Raw genomic sequence first — 18,084 nt, forward strand, 5'->3', positions numbered from 1 at the left:
TTACGAGTCGAGCCGCTGCTCGCTGACGGTCATCAGCATTGGACGGACGTCAGGCGGCAGCCAGATCAGGAAGGCCCGACACGATGGCGCGCCGCTTCGTCACCCTCGACGTGTTCACCGAGCAGAGGCTCGCCGGCAATCCGCTGGCCGTGGTGCTCGACGCGGAGGGGCTCGACACCGCCGCCATGCAGGCCATCGCGCAGGAGTTCAACCTGTCGGAGACGGTATTCGTCCTGCCGCCCACGGAGGCCCGGCACCGGGCGTCCTTGCGCATCTTCACCCCCGGCCGGGAGCTGCCCTTCGCCGGCCACCCGACGGTGGGCACCGCCGTGCTGCTGGCGCTGCAGGATCCGTCCCGGGGCGATGCCCGGGCCTTCGGCCTGGAGGAGCGGATCGGAATCGTCCCCTGCGTGGTCGAAACGCTGGCGGACGGCAGCGGCGGACGGGCGCGGTTCCGGCTGCCGATCCTGCCGGAATACCTCGGTCCCGGCCCCGAGCCCGCCTTGCTGGCCCCGCTCCTCGGCCTCAAGCCCGCCGACATCGGCACCGGCCGGCACGCGCCGAGCCGCCACGGCGTCGGGCCGAGCTTCACCTGCGTGCCCGTGGGCTCGGTGACGGCCCTCGACGCCGCCCGGCCGGCCCAGGCGCCCGACCCAAACGACGGGCTCTACCTCTACACACCCGACCCCGAGGGCACCGGCCAGAGCTGGCGGGTCCGCATGTTCGCGCCGAATTTCGGCGTCACGGAGGATCCCGCCACCGGCTCGGCGGCCTCCGCCTTCGCGGGGGTGCTGATGCAGTTCGAGGCCCTGGGCGACGGCACGCACGACGTGGCGATCCGCCAGGGTGAGGCGATGGGGCGGCCGAGCGAGATCGCGCTCCAGCTCACCATCGAGGCGGGGGCCCTGCGGAGCGTCGAGATCGGCGGGGCCGCGGTGATCGTGGCCGACGGCACCCTGCATGTCTGACGGCTTCCGGATCACGCCGCTTGCCGCCGTGACGGCGCGGTTCGTGACCTACGACTGGGCCTTCCCCCGGGAGAATGCCGACGCCATCGCGGCGCATTGGCAGACCCGGATCGCCCGCGCGCCCGGCATGTTCGACGGCACCGTCCTGCTGTGCTGCGATCACGCGGTCGCGGACGGGGCCGCCCACCTCGACCTGTTCGCGACGCGCTACGCCACCTTCACCTACTACCGGGACACCCGGCACGCCGACGCCCGCATCGCAGACGCCCGCATCGCCAATGCCTTCGCGGCGATCGTGCCCTGGACCTCGGACGGCGCCGTCCTGCTCGGCGAGATGGGGGCCCGCACGGCCAATGCCGGCCAGCTCTACTTCCCCTGCGGCACTCCGGATCCGGACGACATACAGGGCGCGCGGGTCGATCTCGTCGGCAGCGCCGCCCGGGAACTCGCCGAGGAGACCGGCCTGGCGCTACCGGACGAGGCCGAAACGGATTGGGTGCTGCTGGAGGGGGAGGGCCAGCTCGCGTTCCTGCGGCCGGTGCGCTTTCCGGAGACGGCCGCGCGGCTCGTGGCGCGGATCGCCGACCATCTCGGCGCCGAGGCCGAGCCGGAACTCGCCGGGATGCACGTGGTGCGGGGCCGCGACGACATCGATGCCGCGCGGATGCCGGGCTTCGTGCGGGCCTACCTGGCGGACGCGTTCCCGCCCGCCCGCTGACCGGCGCGGCGCGGGGAAAGACGTTCGTCTCCCCGCGGGGACGGCCGGATGTCATCTCTGGCATCAATCGCGGGCAATACAGATTTTTGTTTCATTGACCGCCCTCGCGGCAAGCATAAGCTCGGACTTCCACAGAACAGCCCCGCACAACGCAGGCAGCGGATCGAGGCAGGCCCCATGCTCATCGGATCTCACGCTTGTCCCGGCGTCCGCAGGTTCGCCGGCGCGCTGCTCGCCGCCGCACTGACGCTGGCCACAACGACGCTGGCCACGACGACGCTGGCCGCGGTGGCCGCCCGCGCGGATGAGGTCGTCCTGCGGGTCGGCGACCAGAAGGGCGGGAACCGGTCACTCCTCGAGAGCGCCGGCTCCGCGAAGGATCTGCCCTACCGGATCGAATGGTCGGAATTCCCCGCCGCCGCGCCGATCCTGGAGGCGCTCAACGCCGGCGCCCTCGATGTCGGCTACACCGGTGACCTCTCCTTCCTCACGGTCGTCGCGGCCGGGGCACCGATCAAGGCGATCGGCGGCACCAAGTCGGATCCGCGGACGCAGGCGATCCTGGTCCGCGCGGATTCGCCGATCCGCTCGGCCGCCGACCTCAAGGGAAAGCGACTCGCCGGCACCCGCGGCGGCTGGGGCCAGTTCCTGATCAGCGCGACGCTGGAGAAGGCCGGGATCGCGCCATCCGAGGCCACCTTCGCGCCGCTCAACCCGGTCGACGCCAAGGTCGCGCTGATGGCCGGCTCGGTGGATGCCTGGGCGGTCTGGGAGCCCTACGTCTCGTTCGCGACGCTCAGGGACAAGGCCCGGCCGATCGCGGACGGCGCGGGCCTCACGCCGACCATCACCTTCATCGTCGCCTCGGACAGCGCCATCGCCACCAAGCGGGCCGCCCTGCAGGACTTCCTGAGCCGCCTGGACAGGGCGCGGCTCTGGTCGCTGGACCATCTCGACGCCTACGCCCGGAACACGGCCGCGCTGACCAGGCTGCCGGAGGACGTCCTGCGCGCGGCCTACACGGCGCAGCGGACGCGGCCGATCGCGCTCGACGACGGTGTCGTGACGGAGGTCCAGGAGGCCTCGGACCGGGCGACGCGGTACGGGATCCTGTCGAGGACGCTGGACGTCGGGCGGGCCATGGACCGGAGCTTCACCGCCGCGGCCTCGAACTGAGCGCGGCGCGGTCGTGACGCGCCCGCGATTTTTGCGGCACCGCGGGAGCTTCGCTGTTTCCGGCACGTTCACCCGACGCTCCCCGCGGCGGCACGTGGCCGGGCGGGTCGCGTTCCGGAGTGTCCATGTCCTCTACTCGTCGTCCCGCATCGCAGTCCCGCGCGGCCCGCACGCGCATCCAGGAAGGCCAACCCTACCCCCTGGGCGCCACCTGGGACGGGCTCGGCGTCAACTTCGCTCTGTTTTCCGCCCACGCCACCAAGGTCGAACTCTGCCTGTTCGACGATGCCGGCGAGCAGGAGATCGAGCGGATCGAGCTGCCCGAGTACACGGACGAGATCTGGCACGGCTATCTGCCCGACGCCCGCCCCGGCACGATCTACGGCTACCGGGTCCACGGCCCCTACGAGCCGAAGGCCGGCCACCGGTTCAACCCCAACAAGCTGCTGATCGACCCCTACGCCAAGGGGCTCGTCGGCTCGATCACCTGGAACCCGGCCCTGTTCGGCTACAAGATGGAGACCGGCGACGACCTGACCTTCGACGAGCGGGACAGCGCCCCCTACACCCGCCGCTCCCGGGTGATCGACCCGGCCTTCACCTGGGGCCGGCACCAGAAGCCGCTGGTGCCCTGGGACAAGACCATCGTGTACGAGGCCCACGTCAAGGGCATGACCAAGCTCGACCCGCGGGTGCCGGAGAAGCTGCGCGGCACCTATGCCGGCCTCGGGACCCGGGACGTGCTCGACTACATCAAGAGCCTCGGCGTCACCTCGGTGGAGCTGCTGCCGGTCCATTCCTTCGTGCAGGACGACTACCTGCAGGAGAAGGGGCTGGTGAATTACTGGGGCTACAACACGATCTCGTTCTTCACCCCCGCCCGGCGCTACGCGGCGGTGCCGGACTTCGCCTTCTCCGAGTTCAAGGAGATGGTCTCGCGCTTCCACGGCGCCGGCCTCGAGGTGATCCTCGACGTGGTCTACAACCACACCGCCGAGGGCAACGAGAAGGGCCCGACCCTGTCGTTCAAGGGGGTCGACAACGCCTCCTATTACCGGCTCCTACCCAACGAGCCGCGCTACTACATCAACGACACCGGCACCGGGAACACCTTCAACCTGTCGCATCCGCGGGTGCTGCAACTCGTGACCGATTCCCTGCGCTACTGGGCGCAGGAGATGCAGGTGGACGGGTTCCGCTTCGATCTCGCCACGATCCTGGGCCGCGAGCCCTACGGGTTCGACGAGGGCGGCGGCTTCCTCGACACCTGCCGCCAGGATCCGGTGCTCAACAACGTCAAGCTCATCGCCGAGCCGTGGGATTGCGGCCCCGGGGGCTACCAGGTCGGCGGCTTCCCGCCCGGCTGGGCCGAGTGGAACGACCGGTTCCGCGACGATGTCCGCGCCTACTGGAAGGGCGATGGCGGGCTGCTGCCGGATCTGGCGGCGCGGATCGCGGGCTCGGCTGACAAGTTCAACAAGCGCGGGCGCAAGCCCTGGGCCTCGGTGAACTTCCTCACCGCCCATGACGGCTTCACCCTGCACGACACGGTCTCGTACAACGACAAGCACAACGACGCGAACGGCGAGGGCAACCGCGACGGCCACTCGCACAACCTCTCGTACAATTACGGGGTGGAGGGCCCCACCGACGACCCGGAGATCCGGGCGGTGCGCCTGCGCCAGATGCGCAACATGCTGGCGACGCTGTTCCTGTCCCGCGGCACGCCGATGCTGCTCGCCGGCGACGAGTTCGCCCGGACCCAGAACGGCAACAACAACGCCTACTGCCAGGACAACGAAGTCTCCTGGCTGGACTGGGATGCGATCGGCGACGAGGAGCGGGATCTCGCGGAGTTCACCCAGCGCCTGATCATCCTGCGCAACGCCCTGCCGATCCTGAGCCGCGGGCGGTTCCTCACCGGTCAGTACGACGAGGAGTTCGGCGTCAAGGACGTGACGTGGCTGCGGCCGGACGGGAGCGAGATGGCGGGCGAGAACTGGTCGGACGGCGAGGCCCGCGCCTTCGCGGTCCAGCTCGACGGGCGCGCCCAGGCCACCGGCCTGCACCGCCGCGGCGGGGACGCCACGCTGCTGATCATGTTCAACGCCTACCACGACCTCGTGACGTTCACGCTGCCCGAATCCGTGGGAGGCGTGGCCTGGACGCGGCTCCTCGATACGAACCTGCCCGACAGCCAGGACGTGGAGAGCTTCAAGTTCGGCTCCGGCTACGACGTGACCGGGCGCTCGCTCCTGATGTTCGTGCTGAAGCCCGAGGACAGCCCCGGGACGGAGGACAACGCCATGGAGCGCTCCTACCAGCACGTCATGCAGGCCTTCGAGCGGGCGAACGTGGAGCATGTCCGCTTCCACCTCGACGAGGCCGAGGGGTGAGGGACGCGGCCGGGCGGTTTTCGCATCGCCCGGCCGACTGCGCCTTGCGCCGGACGGCGCACCCGGCTAACAGCACGGCACCACGCGGCCCTGGCCGCGCCCGGCGCGCCGCGTGTGCGCCCGGGCGCCCGGTTCGCGGACGGAGGGGTGGCCGAGTGGTTGAAGGCGCACGCCTGGAAAGTGTGTATACCGGAAACGGTATCGCGGGTTCGAATCCCGCTCCCTCCGCCAACGCTTCGCTAAGTGGTTGATCCACCGGGAAGCCCACCGAAATCAACGGCTTACGACTAGGCTACTGCTACCCCGCGGTGCTATCCGGGAGCATGAGCGACGTGAGCCGCCACACCTACCTCGCGCAGCGCAAGGGCAGCGCAAACTGGTACTTCAAAGTCAAGGTCCCCCACGATCTCATAGCCGCCTTCGGGCGAGAGCAGGTGTGGAAGTCGCTGCGCACTTCCGACCTTGCGGAGGCGAAACGGCGAGTACGCGACGAGGCGGATGCCTTCGACAAGCAGTGCCGCGCCATGCGAGATCGGGCTGCGACGGATGGTCAGGATACGGTCGGCAGCGTAGCCCTGACCTCATTAAACGAGGCCGCCATCTACAAAATGGTGGCCTCGTGGTTCGATACCCTCACCGTGGATCGTGAGCGCCGGCACGCGGTCGCGGTGCCTATTGACCGCGATGAAGCCCTCATCGCCTTAGATCAGGACGAGGGCACACTCTACGATCCGGACGACCTCGGCCTTGACGCCGCGTATCAGACCGCGGTTCGTTTGCTTCAGGCTAACGATGTCCGCCTGGTGCGGCGCAAGCTCGATCCGATCCGAGCCGCTGGATCGCCGATGCGGTTCGTGGTGGCCCATGACGATGCAGCATCGGACCAATTTCGGCAGTTGCTGGCGCTGCTACGCCGCGGGCAGCTTGAGGACATCCATCGCAGCCGGGCACGCCTGACGGGAGACTATCAGGATCGGTCATTCGATCCTGTGTTTAAGCCCCGGGCCGAGCCGGGCGGGAAGTCGCTCGCACAGGCTATCGTTGCCTTCCGTGCCGAGCCGCAGCGGGCTACCCTCATCGCCAAGTCACAGCAGACGTACGACGTGGTCTTCCGCCTCGCGGAGGAGCTGTTCGGCACCGATCGGCCCATCCGCGAGATCGGCCGTGAGGATTGCAAGACGTTTCGAGCGACTGTCCAGGCGTTGCCGCCAAACGCTGCCAAGCGCTTCCCAGGAAGGACGCTGGTTGAGGTTGCGGGGCTGAAGCTGCCAACCACAGACCGGCTGCACACCACTACCGTCAACCACTACGTTCACGGCCTATCGGCGCTGATGAATTACGCGCACAACGAGGGCTGGATCGTACAGAACCCAGGCAAGGGGCTCGCGCTCAAAGGCGCTAAAAAGCGCCATCGCCGCGATCCGTTCACCGCCTCGGAACTCACCTCGATCTTCCGGGCACCTCTGTACACTGGCTGCCAAGATGATGAGAACGGGTATGCTAAGCCGGGACCGAACAGGCCGCAGCGCGGGAGGTTCTGGATCCCGCTGGTCGGGCTCTACACCGGCATGCGACAGGGCGAGATCGCGCAGCTCCGCACCGAGGACGTGCGCCCGTTCCAAGGCGTCCTCTGCCTTTTCATTGCAGCCGATGGCGACGACGTTGACGAGGCCGATCGCAAGCGCGTCAAGACGGAGGCGGGCGAGCGGTACGTACCTGTGCACCCGATGCTGAAGGAGGTCGGCTTTCTCCAGCATGTCGAGCGTATGCATAAAGCCGGTTCCAAGCGCTTGTTCCCAGATATCGTACGCGGCGCCGACGGCTATTTTAGTCCATTCTCAAAATGGTTCTCGCGTTTCCTCGCGGAAGCCGGAGTGAAGCGTGACCGCAACGCCTTTCACTCGTTTAGACATACCTTCAGGGATGCAATGCGCGAGGCAAGCGTGCCGCCAGACGTAGTGACTGCTCTTGGTGGATGGGTCCGGGGTGGAATGGAAGAACACTACGGCAGCGGCCGGATAACTGCGTCGGTGCTCCAGGAGCACATACAGCGCATTCGGTATGATGGGCTCGACCTATCGCACCTCGCTGCTCGCTGAACCGTTGCGCTTCGCTCAAGAAGCGGAAGCGGCGGGCATTCTCCATTGCAACCGGTTGCAATGCAGGATGGCCAGCCCGTGCCAAAAACCTTAATTGCAGTCTGCGTGGCACAACCACTAAGGCGCCTAGCAGGGGCATCGCCGTTCCCACTGCAACATACCTGCATGATCCTCGCTCCCCACGCATAATATTAAGCACGCCAAAAGGCGGGGACGCGATGCTATTTTAGGCCGCTGCGTCGAATGGAGGTAAAGGCTTTAGGAAATCCAGCAAAATCTCGGCCATCTTGTCCCGATCCTTTGTCTCGCATTCCCAGAGCACCAGAACGCGCCAACCTGCCGCGTGTAACTTGGCAATGTTGCGCGCGTCGCGCTGCGTATTCTGCTCAAATTTTTGGCGCCAGAAGTCGGGACGGGTTTTCGGCATCGTTGCCACCCGGCAGCCGGAATGGCGATGCCAAAAGCAGCCGTGCACGAAGATGACCGCGCCATGGCGAGGTAGGACTATGTCGGGCCGACCCGGCAAGTCCTTGCGATGCAGCCGGAACCTGTAGCCCAGCCGATGGAGCACCCGCCTTGCGGCTACTTCGGGCTTCGTGTCCCTCCCGCGAAAGCGGGCCATGAGGCGCCGCCTACTCTCGGCATCCATCGTCATCCACCCATTGATTGCGAAGCGCCGAGACTCGCGGGCCAACCTTAGCTATATGAGTCTCGGCACCGCGGGGACGTCGATTGCGAACGCTCCATCGGGCATCGAGTTGCGGACGGCCCATGAACCAGAGCTTCAGGATCAGCTCAGCCCTCAAGGATATCATTGGGCGCGATCTGATAACCAATGACCTAGTTGCTATCTTCGAATTGGTAAAAAACTCCTTCGACGCTCACGCCGACCGCGTTGATATAGCTTTTACCGGTGACAAGATCGTTATCGCCGATAATGGCAAGGGAATGGCCTCACAGGACATTCTCGATAGGTGGCTCTTTGTGGCCTATTCTGCGAAGAAATCCGGCGAGGAAGACGAGGGATTACCGCAGGATTACAGGGACCGCATCTCGCTCCGACCCGGATATGCTGGAAGCAAGGGCATTGGTCGATTTTCTTGCGATAGGCTTGGCAGCTCCCTCAAGCTCTACTCCAGGCCATACGGAAGTGACGGGAAGGTCGCACTTCTCGATGTCCGTTGGGCCGACTTCGAGAACGATGCCAAAATACCCTTCGGCGAGATCCCGGTGAACCTCAACGACACAGCCCATTTCCCATCCTACTCCGGTCTACCCAATCGCAAGAATGGTACAATTTTGCAGATCGACGATCTCAGGGACACCTGGGACCGCCAAAAGCTTCTTAAACTCAAGAGTTACTTAGCGAAATTGATAAACCCTTTCGGCGTTCAGTCGGACATGCAGATTGTCTTTCATTGCGAGAGTGAGCTTGCAGAGGACGAGCGCCAATTAGAAGAAATCGACCTTCCGGATGACTTAAAGGCAATGTACAGCACCGCGCGGGAGGCGCTCGCCCATCTACCGGTATCATTGGCCGGCGTCGTTAACGGTCCAGTCGGAAACCTCATTTTTGAGGCTCTCGAAACGAAAACCACAAAGCTTTCAGTCCGTATTTCACCAGAGGGCAAGGTAGCGTCCCGCTTGGTGGACCGCGGCCGGCTGATCTACGAAATCGAAGAGGACAATGCGTTCCCACTACTAACCGGCGCGGAGATCGCGGTAGATCTCTTTTATCTGAACCGAGCGGCAAAGGTTTCGTTCAAACGTTCCATGGGCGTCGAGTCCGTCGGATTTGGTAACGTTTTCCTTTTCCTAAATGGCTTCCGCATCTTCCCCGTGGGGGAGCCGGCCGATGATACGTTTGGTCTTAACGTCCGCAAGGCCCAGGGTCACAGCCGGTACCTTGGTACCCGTGAAATCCTTGGTCGGCTCGATATCAACGCACCGGCAGAGATGTTTCGCGAGACGTCCAGCCGTGACGCCGGCCTCATCGAGACGCCGCGAGTGCAGGCGCTCATGGATGCATTCCGGAGGTACGCTCTCGTCCGTCTTGAGCGCTATGTTGTAGACGTCACGTGGGTCGACAAGCTTGACGCGGATCGGCTCGACACGAGCGGGCTCACAACTGAGGCGGCCCGCGCACGCATCATCGACGTGGTGGCGAACCTGGTCCAGAACCAGAAGGTTCGACTGCTGGCGTACGCTGACGACCTGATTGACATAATCAACGAGCGCACCTCCGAATTCGAAACCTCGATGAAGGGGCTCGCCGTCGTAGCCGCCCAGACAGGCAACGCAGACCTGCTTTCGCGCATCGAGCAGGCCCGCAAGCGATACGAGGCGCTCAAGCGAAGGGAGAAGGAAGCCCGCGACCGTGCTGATGCCGAAGGCGAAGCTCGCTCGCAGGCGGAGGCTCGTGCTGCGGAGGCGACCGCCCGGGCAGATACTGCCGAAGCGCGATATGGTGAAGAGCAGAAACGGTCTCTTTTTCTGACGGCTTTGTCGGGCCGTGAGAAGGATACGCTCGTCAACCTCCACCATCAGGTCGTCATCTATGCGACGTCCGTACAGGACATCGTGGCCAACAATCTCGGTTTGCTCAAGCGCGGGCGCACGCCCTCTGCTGAAGAACTCGCAGCCGACTTAGAGCAGATCAGCTTCCAGAACTCCCGTATTCTAGCCGTGACGCGGTTCGCAACGCAGGCAAATTTCCGCCTGGACGCCGATACCGTGGAGGAGGATCTCGTCCAATATCTATCCGACTACGTGGCGGAAATATCCTCCATGTACGCAGGGCGGGATTTTGCTAGCTTCGATACGGGTGATCAGGTACTCGAGACCCGCTTCAGGCCAATCGACGTGGCAATCATTGTCGATAACCTTGTAAGCAATGCCAAGCGCGCCCGAGCAACTCATATCAAGTTTGCCTGTCGCAAGTCGCAGGGTGGCGATCTCGAAATCGCAGTTGTTGATGACGGCATTGGGATCGACGCCCGACGCGTCGATCGCGATCGTATCTTCGAGAAGGGCTATAGCTCGACTAGCGGTTCTGGTCTGGGCCTCTACCACGTGTCCCAGGTCTTGTCTGCGCTGCGGGGCACAATCGCTCTCGACGATGCCATAGCCGGTACCGGCGCGGCTTTCATCATCCGGATCCCCCGACCAAAGAAGGCCACCCGATGAGGCTCGAGTTCACGCTCCTGTGGTTCGAAAACCAGATTGCGGAGGTCCGGCCCGCCATACAGGGCTTGAAGGCGCATTTGGAAGAAGCCGGCTTCGAGCTATGCGTCCTTGAGGAGGCGGACGACACAAACATTGATGCCCACGCTCGAAACCAGGAAAGCTTCCACGACATAGATCTTATCGTCGTCGACCTTGATCTCGGCGAGGCGGCGGCGAGTGGGGATGAGATCGCGCAGCAAATCAGGCGCCGGTTCAAGTTTACAGACATAGTTTTCTATAGCGGCGTTGCGCCGTCTGAGTTGAGGGGGCGCATCCAACAGCGCAATGTCGACGGTGTCTATTGCATGGCGCGATCGGAGCTGAGGGCCAACCTCATCGAATTGGTCGACGATCTAATCCGGCGAATGTCGCGGCTCGAGGCCATGCGGGGGCTCGCTGTCGCTACGGCCGGCAAGGCAGACCTTCGCATGCGCGCTATCCTGAAGGCGCTCCACGAAGGCGCGGACGAGGCCGGGAAGGCCGAACTTGTCGCATTCATCGATAAGGAGGTGAAGGATGGCGACGATCGCCTGCAGCGTAAGTATGAAGGCGCCGCCACGCTGGCGGAAAAGGTGGATAGCCTCGCCTGTACGAGCATGGTGCTCCTCAAGGCTACGAAGAAATTCGTCGGGCAGCGGCAGGAGCTTCGCACTCAACGCACCGTGCTCGGGCGCTATCAAGTGGAGGTGATGGACATCCGCAACAGCCTAGGGCACGCCACAGAGACGCGTACCAGCGACGGCTGGGTCATCAGGGCCCACGGCGGCGGTAATATCACTCGGGACGACTTCCCGACCTTCCGACAGAGCTTCTCACGCCACTTGTCGAACCTCGATGCTCTCTGCGAAATCCTCGGCGTGCAGGTCACGGGCGATGCCGAGAAGGGCTAGGCCGATTCCCTCGGCCATAAGTGGCGGAACCGCGTTCCCCACCTGGGTGTAGCGCGGGCATCCGTGCGCCCGTCTTGGGCCGCCGGTGGTGTATGGGCCTTTGAACGAGAACCAGTCCGGGAAAGACTGCAGCCGTGCACACTCCCGCACGGTAAGGATCCGCGGTTCAGCGTAGTGGATAACGTCGTCGGGTAGTGTCGTGATCGTGCAGGCAGGTCGACTCGGGGACAGTGGGGTCAGGCTGCGCTTACGCATGCCGATCCGCTCGCGGTCTGCCGGCGACATGGATCGACCAGGCTGGCAGGTTGCCAGCACCTCACGGAAGCGTCCTGCAACCGTGGCACCGTGCTTTGGCAACCGCAATCCGTCAGGGCTGCGGCCGGCCATGCCGGCCCTCATCATCCTGAGGTAGGGGCCGGGCTGCCGCGGCTCCTCATAATGGATTTGGTCAAAGCCAGCCACGTCGGCGTCGCACGAGGGAACATGCGGACGTCCATCGGCCACGAGGTCGCCGATCGCCTCGGAGGCGCTTACCGGCGTTGCTGGGTCTAGATCTTTCGACCGAAGGAATTTGCCCCGGAGGACATCCATCCTGAGGAATGGATCGATCCCCGCGGCTACGCCGCCCTGCACGCCCACGATGAGGAATCTGGGCCGATTCTGTGGAACCCCCCAATCGCTCGCGAGCACAATCCGCGACCAAACATCATACCCCAGATCCTCGAGCCGGCGCATGACGTATGCGGCGTATGTTCGCCCATCATTGCGCGGTGCACCCTTCATGGGGATGTCGAAGCCGCGCACGTTCTCGATCAGTATCACTCGAGGCCTGATAGCCTCTACTAAACGGAGGTAGTGCTCTGTCAAGACGTTGCGGGGATCATCTGGCCTTCGCCGCCCTGCCGTGGAGAAGCCTTGGCACGGCGGGCCACCGGAGATCATATCGACCCGCCCACGGAGAGCGCGGAGGTTGTCGATGCTCCGCTCCAAAAGGTCGGCAATGTCGTGCGCACTTGTATTAAGCCATTCTGGCCAATCGAAGCGGACCCGGTCGCCGTGGATGAGGTTGGCTGAGAGGGTCTGGAAGGCGTGCGGATGCTTCTCAATCGCAAAGGAGCCGCGCCAGCCAGCGTTAAGTAAGCCTAAAGCCAGGCCGCCGCAGCCCGAGAAGGCATCAATGAATGTCGGGCTGTACATCTGCGGCTTCAGTGGAGATCCGGTCGTACACCATATGGCACAGCTTGGTTAGCAACTCCAGGACGTCCCCTTCGCGACACCAAGCCCGCAATGTCAGAACCAGCTCAGCCGCAAACGGGTACGGTTCGCCGGCACTCTGCCTTGTTTCGAGCCTGCGCGGCGCACCTACCTATGGGATTGGGAACGCCCCGGCCTCGTGAGCAGATTGGGTCGGCTTACGCCGGTGAAACCGGTTGCACTGGGGCGACCTTGGTGTCACCGAGCAGGCGGTAGACGCTGGCTCGGCCTATCCCTAGGCGCCGGGCTATCTCGGATCCGCCCAAGCCCTCCGCAGCCATAGCCCGGACGGCGGCGGCGTCGATCGAGCGGGGGCGGCCTTTGTACACTCCTTCAGCCTTCGCCTTGGCAATACCCTCTAGCTGGCGCTCGCGGCGTAGGTTGGTCTCGAATTCTGCGAACACGCCGAGCATCTGTAGGAAGCACCGGCCGGCGGCAGTGCTGGTGTCTACTGGCTGCTCAGTCGCGCGGAGTGCCACGCCCTTGGCCTCCAACTCGCGCACCAGGGCGGCGAGGTCAGCGATCGAGCGGGCAAGGCGATCGATGCGGGTCACCACGATTGTGTCTCCCCGCCGAGCGAAGTCCATCAGCGTCAGCAACTCGGTCCGACCCTCGGTGGTCGTGCCGGATCGCTTCTCAGCGCGGACCATCTCACACCCGGCGGCGCGTAAAGCTTCCTCTTGGAGGCCGAGATGCTGATCGGTGGTCGACACTCGAGCATAGCCGTAGACGTGCCCGGACAGCGCGGGGGGGGGCTGAGTGTGAGCAGGCGCGCGGGTTCGGGTACGCATGGGGGGACCGGCAGTCACTGGACGCTTCCTGTCTCGGATGCCTCTAGACCTCGCCAAACTACCGTCTCAAAAATCTTCGGTCAATCCATATAAGACGACAAACCTGTCTCGAAGGGCTGGCCCGTTTGGGTATACTCAAGCGAGACGGGTTACGGCGCTCCGCGCTTCTTCGGCGGAGGAGGCAAAGTCTGCGTTGATGCAGCCATGTTCACAAGCGGCAGTTTGATATTGAAATTTGCAATACCAGCAATGCCCGCACCTACAAACAAAACAGCCGCTGCGACAATACTTGCCGCCACTTCTCGCCCTTGAGGCGCAAGTATAACGCAAGCAATTGCTGACAAAACGAGCAAAGCAGCAACGATATTCTGCGATATTTTGACCGCAGTGGAAGATCTAATATGCTCCTTCAATATTTCTGTTTGTGCCGGCATAGCCTCAATACCGTTGGCATGGAAAACAGCGCCATCGTACGCTTGAGAACACGTCGCGCAAACTACTCGATCGACCCGAGATACTGCGGCACCAGCTGTCGAGACCTCCAACACCCCAGTGCCCTGACAAGAATGGCATTGCCACGTCGTGACCAACACCTCTGTCTTGATCGGCTCCTGACGCATCGCCAGCACCTTAGTATTGTAATGTTGGGCTTCAGGGTATGTGGGGTGATGCCATAAGGCAGCGCAGGGCCGGTCTCGGGCACCGCCGTTTCCAATCTCTCCAAGCCACACATACCCAGGCAAGACAATTTCTTCGTACACCTCACTGCGAAGGCAGCGACAGGCGCTCAGAATACCGCCTTGGCGTGCGCGATGAGATCGCTGAGGTTGGTCATCCTAACGTCCGTGAGCCCTTTCGGCGTGTCGCCGTCGTAGACCGCCAGACGGTAGAAGAAACTTCCGTCCTGGATCACTCCGTGGACGTTCGCGCTGAGCGTGCCGCGGCGAGCCCATACCCGACAGGTGTCGAACTGGAGGTGCGGGTACTGCCTGTCGCTATCCTCCATCACGAGGGGTTCCATCGTGACATCCACGTCGAGCAGATGCGAAAGCTCCGCTTCGAGGCGATCGTACACAACCTGCATCCGGTAGGGGGGCGGGAACGTCGCGAAGGCTTGCGGGGTGACGACGTTGGACATGGGCCTCTCTTGAGGTTGTAGCAGCGCTGGCACGTCCACAGGTAGGTCGAAGCCTCCATGTTGGCGAGCGGTTAACTCCACCGCGTCACCAGGGACACCACCGGGGACGTCACCAGGGACGGAGGGGGGAACTCCGTGGAGACGAAGTCGCTCACCTGCGCGGAGCTTGGGGCCGCCCTCGGGATCACGGCTGCGGGCGCGAAGCGGCTGGCGATCCGTCATGGCTGGCACAAGGTCCAGGGCAACGATGGCAAGGCGCGTGTCGCCGTGCCGATCGAACGCCTGGAGGTGGAACGGCCCGTCTCCAGTGATGACACCAGCGCCCCCCGGTGACGACACTGGCGATGCCACCGGAGACAGCACCAGGGATGACACCGGTGACATGTCCGCCGCCGTGGCGGTCCTGGAGCGTCACGCCAGCCGGCTGGAAGGCGAGCTGGTCTCGGTCCGGGCCCGGCTGGAGGCGGTGCAGTGGTAGCGGGACGCGGAACGGGCAAGAGCCGGACAGGTGGCTGTTCTGGAGGCGGTGCTGGACCTGGAGCGCGAGCGCGTCGCAGAGGCCAAGGCGGAAGCGGAGCGCTGGGCGAGAAGCGGCCACAGCTCCCCGGGGTCTAGCGGCCCTGATGGCGCAGCTCCGCAGGCCCTCGGCGGCCTGATCTCCGAGATACCCGGACAGGCGATCAGCCTCCAGGATCTGAGTGAAACCGGTTGCACTCTAGCCGGACACAGTCCTGCACACACCTCTAGACACAGGACCGGACACAGCCCACAACCGTGCTCCCTCGCATCGGGAGCGTCATGACCAATCAGCCCACCGCCACCCTCGCCCAACGGCTAGGAGCTGCCGCCAACAGCGCCTTTGCCCAGCAAGACGCGGAAGCCTTCCGGGACATCATCCTGAACCTGGAGATGGAGGACATCCGCTCGCACCGCGGGATCGCCACCACCCTCAACGCCCGCGGCGTCACCACACCCCGCGGGGGCCTCTGGCACCCCACCACGGTGGCCCGGCTCCTCCGGCACCTCGATCTCAAGCGGTCCAATGAGCGGTTGCCGGTGCGGCGGCCGGACCCCTTCACCCCACCGTTACCTCCAGAGACCCAGGCCCCGGCAGGAACACGTCGTCGGGGCCGGGCCTTGCGGGTCTAGTCCGGAGGCTCGGATGGTTCACCCCCATCGCGTTGGTCAGCAACCCGCTTGAACAGGTTCAGGATGTGCTCGACGCTGCGGATGCAAGCCGCGAGCTGGGGGACGATCTCTATGCCCCTGAACACGTCCACGTCATCGAACACGACCGTGACATCAGCCGGGATCCGCGAACCGATCGGGAGCGGACAAAGTCCCGGCGGGAAGAGCATCAGGCGTTGGCCATCCATCGCGACGCAGGTCCCGAACTTCTGGTCCCCTTCAACGATCGGCACGGGCCAGTCCATCTGCACGATGGACAAGGTCGGCACGAGCGTCTGATGCTTGTCCAGAATGTCCAGTTGGTGGACCGCATACAGGCCGTCGTTGCCGCCCTTGAAGGGCGCCGTCGCGTCTATGATTTCGCGGAACGCGGGATCGATACGGTTCAGCTTCCGCGCGCTGATCGTCGCGTTCAGCTCGGACCGGTCGTTGCAGAACGGGTAGTGCACCTTCTTGCTGTGCTTCGGATCTCCGCCCGAGATGCGGTGTAGGTCGGTGGCCATCAGGTCCAGGGACGCCCGTAGGTTATGGACGATGTCCCCGACCATCGCGGACCACATGTCCGGCCTTGGCTCGCTCTCGCGGTAGACGAACGCACCCATCGGGGCACCTACCGCCTCCGTGTACTCGTCGGCCATCTCGAAGACGACTTGAGCCCCCCCACGCTCGAAGTACCCCGCGACCTCCGCCTCGAAGCTCTGGAGGTGGTGCTTCGCGCGCTCGATCTTGATGCGCGCACCGTCGAACGGCTTGGTCATCAGGCTAGCTGTCCGAGTTCGGCTTCAGGAGGGTCCTCAGCCTGCCTTTCCAGCATACCGAGACGGCATCTCGGTATCAGGTGGTAGCGAGACGGTTTCGAACCGAGACGGGCTGATCAGGGTGGCCGAGCGAGAGGGAGATCGCCCCGATTGAGGGAGGGGTCCCGACCACGATCGAGGGAGAGGGAGGGATCGAGGGCCCGGGGCTCTACCCGTAGGGGGAGCAGGTACAGGGGCTTCAGGGGCGCCTATGGGGGCGGCGGACGCCGCGGCCTCGATCCGGCGCAACCCCTGGTTCTCCTATCGGGACGCTGCTACCGGTGCTGCATGGCTGACGGGTCGGACAAGCTCTGGAACGGGTTCGTGACAGGCGTGTCGGCCCTGATCTCCCTGTTCGGGTCAATCATCGCGTTGGTCTTTGTCGGCGGGCTTCTCTACGCGGTGTGGCCGCAGATCGGCGGCCGGGTGGGCTGGGCAGTCCATCCCGACGATGGGGACCTTGTCGAACGGGTCGGGCTCACGAACATCCTGATGACGCCGCGGACGGTGTTCACGAACGGCTCCGGGGTCCAGCTCACGGTGGTGTGCGTGGAGACCAACGGCAACCGCTTGGCCTTCACGCCCGCGGACAACAGCCTGCGACGCCTGACCCCGGAAACCGGGGAGGTGCCTGGCATGTGCTGGGATCGGCGCTTCGTCTACGAACAGCCGATGACCACCGCGGAACGCATGGAGCGCGTGAAGAAGTTCTAGCCCGCCGAGTGGACGCGGTAGGCAGCTCTGGCGGTCGGGACACCGCGCCCTTGCCTTGGAGGTAATCGAGCTGCCGGACAGCTAGCAGGGGGCAGGTTAGGGCGGTGGTCGCCGCGAGCGGCGCCATGGGTGTCAGGTCGCAGACCGAGACTGCCCCCCGCTTCAGTGAAACCGGTTGCACCGGGTCTTTCCGCGCAGAAATGAAATTTTTCGGACGCGGGCACGGCTGATGCCTCGCTTACGTCAGTCGATCGAGGCCCAGGGCGCTTCGCACCTTCAAGATTGACGAAAGCGGACGAAGGTATTCGCGTACAAAACAGGCTGCTTCCGCCCCTCAAAGTCGGGGAAAGACTGGAACGGCCATCGCGAGATAAACCCCAGTTATTTGCAGATGTTGCAATTTCAGAGGCTCCGGCATCTCCAGTACAGGGGTAGACGGAGATCTCGCTCCTTGTCGATCCTGCCCACCTCCAGGCCCTTACCGCTGTCATCCCCCTGATCTCGGTGCCGAGTAGCGGTACGGAACCTAGGCAGGAGGGTTCAGGCTGCTCTGGACCACCTGAACAAGCAGATTAGGGGGAGGGGGAGGACACGCACGAGCTGAGCCGCCTTAGCGGGCCGAATGGGCCTTTCCCCTCTCTAAAGATGCGGAAAGATCCGGAAAGGGTTTCGGGGATGGACAGGCTCCAGCGCGGGTTCCAACCTCGTGCAATCGATTGCACGCCAGGTC

At 64.3% G+C, this 18,084-nt stretch carries 16 protein-coding genes and 1 tRNA gene; 11 read left to right on the forward strand and 6 right to left on the reverse strand.

What is annotated here, in order from left to right; all coding sequences use genetic code 11:
• Nucleotides 1-83: 83 nt before the first annotated feature.
• From GGQ91_RS24710 to GGQ91_RS28565, 6 genes are all read left to right on the forward strand, one after another.
• Nucleotides 84-968, forward strand: coding sequence for a PhzF family phenazine biosynthesis protein (locus GGQ91_RS24710; RefSeq protein WP_043389498.1), 885 nt, complete (start codon nucleotides 84-86; stop codon nucleotides 966-968).
• Nucleotides 961-1,686 carry an NUDIX hydrolase gene (locus GGQ91_RS24715; protein ID WP_182593057.1) on the forward strand — a complete coding sequence of 242 codons (726 nt, stop codon included), beginning with the start codon at nucleotides 961-963 and terminating at the stop codon, nucleotides 1,684-1,686. Before GGQ91_RS24710 ends, GGQ91_RS24715 begins: the two co-directional genes overlap by 8 nt.
• 177 nt (nucleotides 1,687-1,863) lie before the next feature.
• Nucleotides 1,864-2,862 carry an ABC transporter substrate-binding protein gene (locus tag GGQ91_RS24720; RefSeq protein ID WP_182593058.1) on the forward strand — a complete coding sequence of 333 codons (999 nt, stop codon included), beginning with the start codon at nucleotides 1,864-1,866 and terminating at the stop codon, nucleotides 2,860-2,862.
• 125 nt (nucleotides 2,863-2,987) lie between these two features.
• Nucleotides 2,988-5,258 carry a glycogen debranching protein GlgX gene (gene glgX / locus GGQ91_RS24725; protein WP_043347763.1) on the forward strand — a complete coding sequence of 757 codons (2,271 nt, stop codon included), beginning with the start codon at nucleotides 2,988-2,990 and terminating at the stop codon, nucleotides 5,256-5,258.
• A 141-nt stretch (nucleotides 5,259-5,399) separates the two neighbouring features.
• Nucleotides 5,400-5,489: transfer RNA gene (locus tag GGQ91_RS24730), tRNA-Ser, on the forward strand.
• A gap of 101 nt (nucleotides 5,490-5,590) precedes the next feature.
• Nucleotides 5,591-7,357: a DUF6538 domain-containing protein gene (locus tag GGQ91_RS28565; protein WP_210281433.1), complete on the forward strand. Its 1,767-nt coding sequence runs from the start codon at nucleotides 5,591-5,593 to the stop codon at nucleotides 7,355-7,357.
• A 226-nt stretch (nucleotides 7,358-7,583) separates the two neighbouring features.
• On the opposite strand, the gene GGQ91_RS24740 is transcribed toward GGQ91_RS28565, so the two are convergent.
• Nucleotides 7,584-8,006, reverse strand: a complete 423-nt coding sequence (locus tag GGQ91_RS24740; protein WP_246410906.1) for a very short patch repair endonuclease — start codon at nucleotides 8,004-8,006, stop codon at nucleotides 7,584-7,586.
• A gap of 122 nt (nucleotides 8,007-8,128) precedes the next feature.
• On the opposite strand from GGQ91_RS24740, the gene GGQ91_RS24745 reads away from it, so the two are divergent.
• Both GGQ91_RS24745 and GGQ91_RS24750 read left to right on the forward strand, forming a co-directional pair.
• Entirely contained in the window at nucleotides 8,129-10,543 is a 2,415-nt protein-coding gene (locus tag GGQ91_RS24745) for an ATP-binding protein (RefSeq protein WP_182593061.1), read from the forward strand.
• The gene (locus GGQ91_RS24750) at nucleotides 10,540-11,472 is read left to right on the forward strand and encodes a response regulator (protein ID WP_182593062.1); all 933 of its coding nucleotides are present in this window, start codon (nucleotides 10,540-10,542) and stop codon (nucleotides 11,470-11,472) included. Before GGQ91_RS24745 ends, GGQ91_RS24750 begins: the two co-directional genes overlap by 4 nt.
• On the opposite strand, the gene GGQ91_RS24755 is transcribed toward GGQ91_RS24750, so the two are convergent.
• The 4 genes from GGQ91_RS24755 to GGQ91_RS24770 all read right to left on the reverse strand — a co-directional run bounded on the left by GGQ91_RS24755 (nucleotide 11,395) and on the right by GGQ91_RS24770 (nucleotide 14,655).
• Nucleotides 11,395-12,669, reverse strand: coding sequence for a DNA cytosine methyltransferase (locus GGQ91_RS24755; protein ID WP_182593063.1), 1,275 nt, complete (start codon nucleotides 12,667-12,669; stop codon nucleotides 11,395-11,397). The two genes, GGQ91_RS24750 and GGQ91_RS24755, sit on opposite strands and share 78 nt — an antisense overlap.
• 215 nt (nucleotides 12,670-12,884) lie before the next feature.
• Nucleotides 12,885-13,517, reverse strand: coding sequence for a recombinase family protein (locus GGQ91_RS24760; protein WP_182593064.1), 633 nt, complete (start codon nucleotides 13,515-13,517; stop codon nucleotides 12,885-12,887).
• 149 nt (nucleotides 13,518-13,666) lie between these two features.
• Nucleotides 13,667-14,137 carry a hypothetical protein gene (locus GGQ91_RS24765; RefSeq protein WP_182593065.1) on the reverse strand — a complete coding sequence of 157 codons (471 nt, stop codon included), beginning with the start codon at nucleotides 14,135-14,137 and terminating at the stop codon, nucleotides 13,667-13,669.
• A gap of 167 nt (nucleotides 14,138-14,304) precedes the next feature.
• A complete protein-coding gene (locus tag GGQ91_RS24770) occupies nucleotides 14,305-14,655 on the reverse strand; it encodes a hypothetical protein (protein ID WP_182593066.1) in 351 nt (116 codons plus the stop codon).
• A gap of 135 nt (nucleotides 14,656-14,790) precedes the next feature.
• Between GGQ91_RS24770 and GGQ91_RS24775 the strand changes: the two genes are divergently transcribed.
• Nucleotides 14,791-14,988 carry a hypothetical protein gene (locus GGQ91_RS24775; RefSeq protein ID WP_182593067.1) on the forward strand — a complete coding sequence of 66 codons (198 nt, stop codon included), beginning with the start codon at nucleotides 14,791-14,793 and terminating at the stop codon, nucleotides 14,986-14,988.
• A gap of 465 nt (nucleotides 14,989-15,453) precedes the next feature.
• Nucleotides 15,454-15,804, forward strand: a complete 351-nt coding sequence (locus tag GGQ91_RS24780; RefSeq protein WP_182593068.1) for a recombinase family protein — start codon at nucleotides 15,454-15,456, stop codon at nucleotides 15,802-15,804.
• On the opposite strand, the gene GGQ91_RS24785 is transcribed toward GGQ91_RS24780, so the two are convergent.
• Nucleotides 15,801-16,601, reverse strand: coding sequence for a hypothetical protein (locus tag GGQ91_RS24785; protein WP_182593069.1), 801 nt, complete (start codon nucleotides 16,599-16,601; stop codon nucleotides 15,801-15,803). The two genes, GGQ91_RS24780 and GGQ91_RS24785, sit on opposite strands and share 4 nt — an antisense overlap.
• Nucleotides 16,602-16,928: 327 nt before the next feature.
• On the opposite strand from GGQ91_RS24785, the gene GGQ91_RS24790 reads away from it, so the two are divergent.
• Nucleotides 16,929-17,354, forward strand: a complete 426-nt coding sequence (locus GGQ91_RS24790) for a hypothetical protein (protein WP_182593070.1) — start codon at nucleotides 16,929-16,931, stop codon at nucleotides 17,352-17,354.
• Nucleotides 17,355-18,084: the final 730 nt, after the last annotated feature.

The organism is Methylobacterium fujisawaense, from assembly GCF_014138435.1.
GTDB lineage: Bacteria > Pseudomonadota > Alphaproteobacteria > Rhizobiales > Beijerinckiaceae > Methylobacterium > Methylobacterium fujisawaense.

Coding starts and splice junctions, on each gene's coding strand:
- GGQ91_RS24765 (WP_182593065.1), bottom strand. CDS start 14,137: ATGCGTCAGGAGCCGATCAAGACAGAGGTGTTGGTCACGACGTGGCAA.
- glgX (WP_043347763.1), top strand. CDS start 2,988: ATGTCCTCTACTCGTCGTCCCGCATCGCAGTCCCGCGCGGCCCGCACG.
- GGQ91_RS24715 (WP_182593057.1), top strand. CDS start 961: ATGTCTGACGGCTTCCGGATCACGCCGCTTGCCGCCGTGACGGCGCGG.
- GGQ91_RS24755 (WP_182593063.1), bottom strand. CDS start 12,669: ATGTACAGCCCGACATTCATTGATGCCTTCTCGGGCTGCGGCGGCCTG.
- GGQ91_RS24785 (WP_182593069.1), bottom strand. CDS start 16,601: ATGACCAAGCCGTTCGACGGTGCGCGCATCAAGATCGAGCGCGCGAAG.
- GGQ91_RS24710 (WP_043389498.1), top strand. CDS start 84: ATGGCGCGCCGCTTCGTCACCCTCGACGTGTTCACCGAGCAGAGGCTC.
- GGQ91_RS24760 (WP_182593064.1), bottom strand. CDS start 13,517: ATGCGTACCCGAACCCGCGCGCCTGCTCACACTCAGCCCCCCCCCGCG.
- GGQ91_RS24770 (WP_182593066.1), bottom strand. CDS start 14,655: ATGTCCAACGTCGTCACCCCGCAAGCCTTCGCGACGTTCCCGCCCCCC.
- GGQ91_RS24720 (WP_182593058.1), top strand. CDS start 1,864: ATGCTCATCGGATCTCACGCTTGTCCCGGCGTCCGCAGGTTCGCCGGC.
- GGQ91_RS24740 (WP_246410906.1), bottom strand. CDS start 8,006: ATGGATGCCGAGAGTAGGCGGCGCCTCATGGCCCGCTTTCGCGGGAGG.
- GGQ91_RS24790 (WP_182593070.1), top strand. CDS start 16,929: ATGGCTGACGGGTCGGACAAGCTCTGGAACGGGTTCGTGACAGGCGTG.
- GGQ91_RS24780 (WP_182593068.1), top strand. CDS start 15,454: ATGACCAATCAGCCCACCGCCACCCTCGCCCAACGGCTAGGAGCTGCC.
- GGQ91_RS24750 (WP_182593062.1), top strand. CDS start 10,540: ATGAGGCTCGAGTTCACGCTCCTGTGGTTCGAAAACCAGATTGCGGAG.
- GGQ91_RS24745 (WP_182593061.1), top strand. CDS start 8,129: ATGAACCAGAGCTTCAGGATCAGCTCAGCCCTCAAGGATATCATTGGG.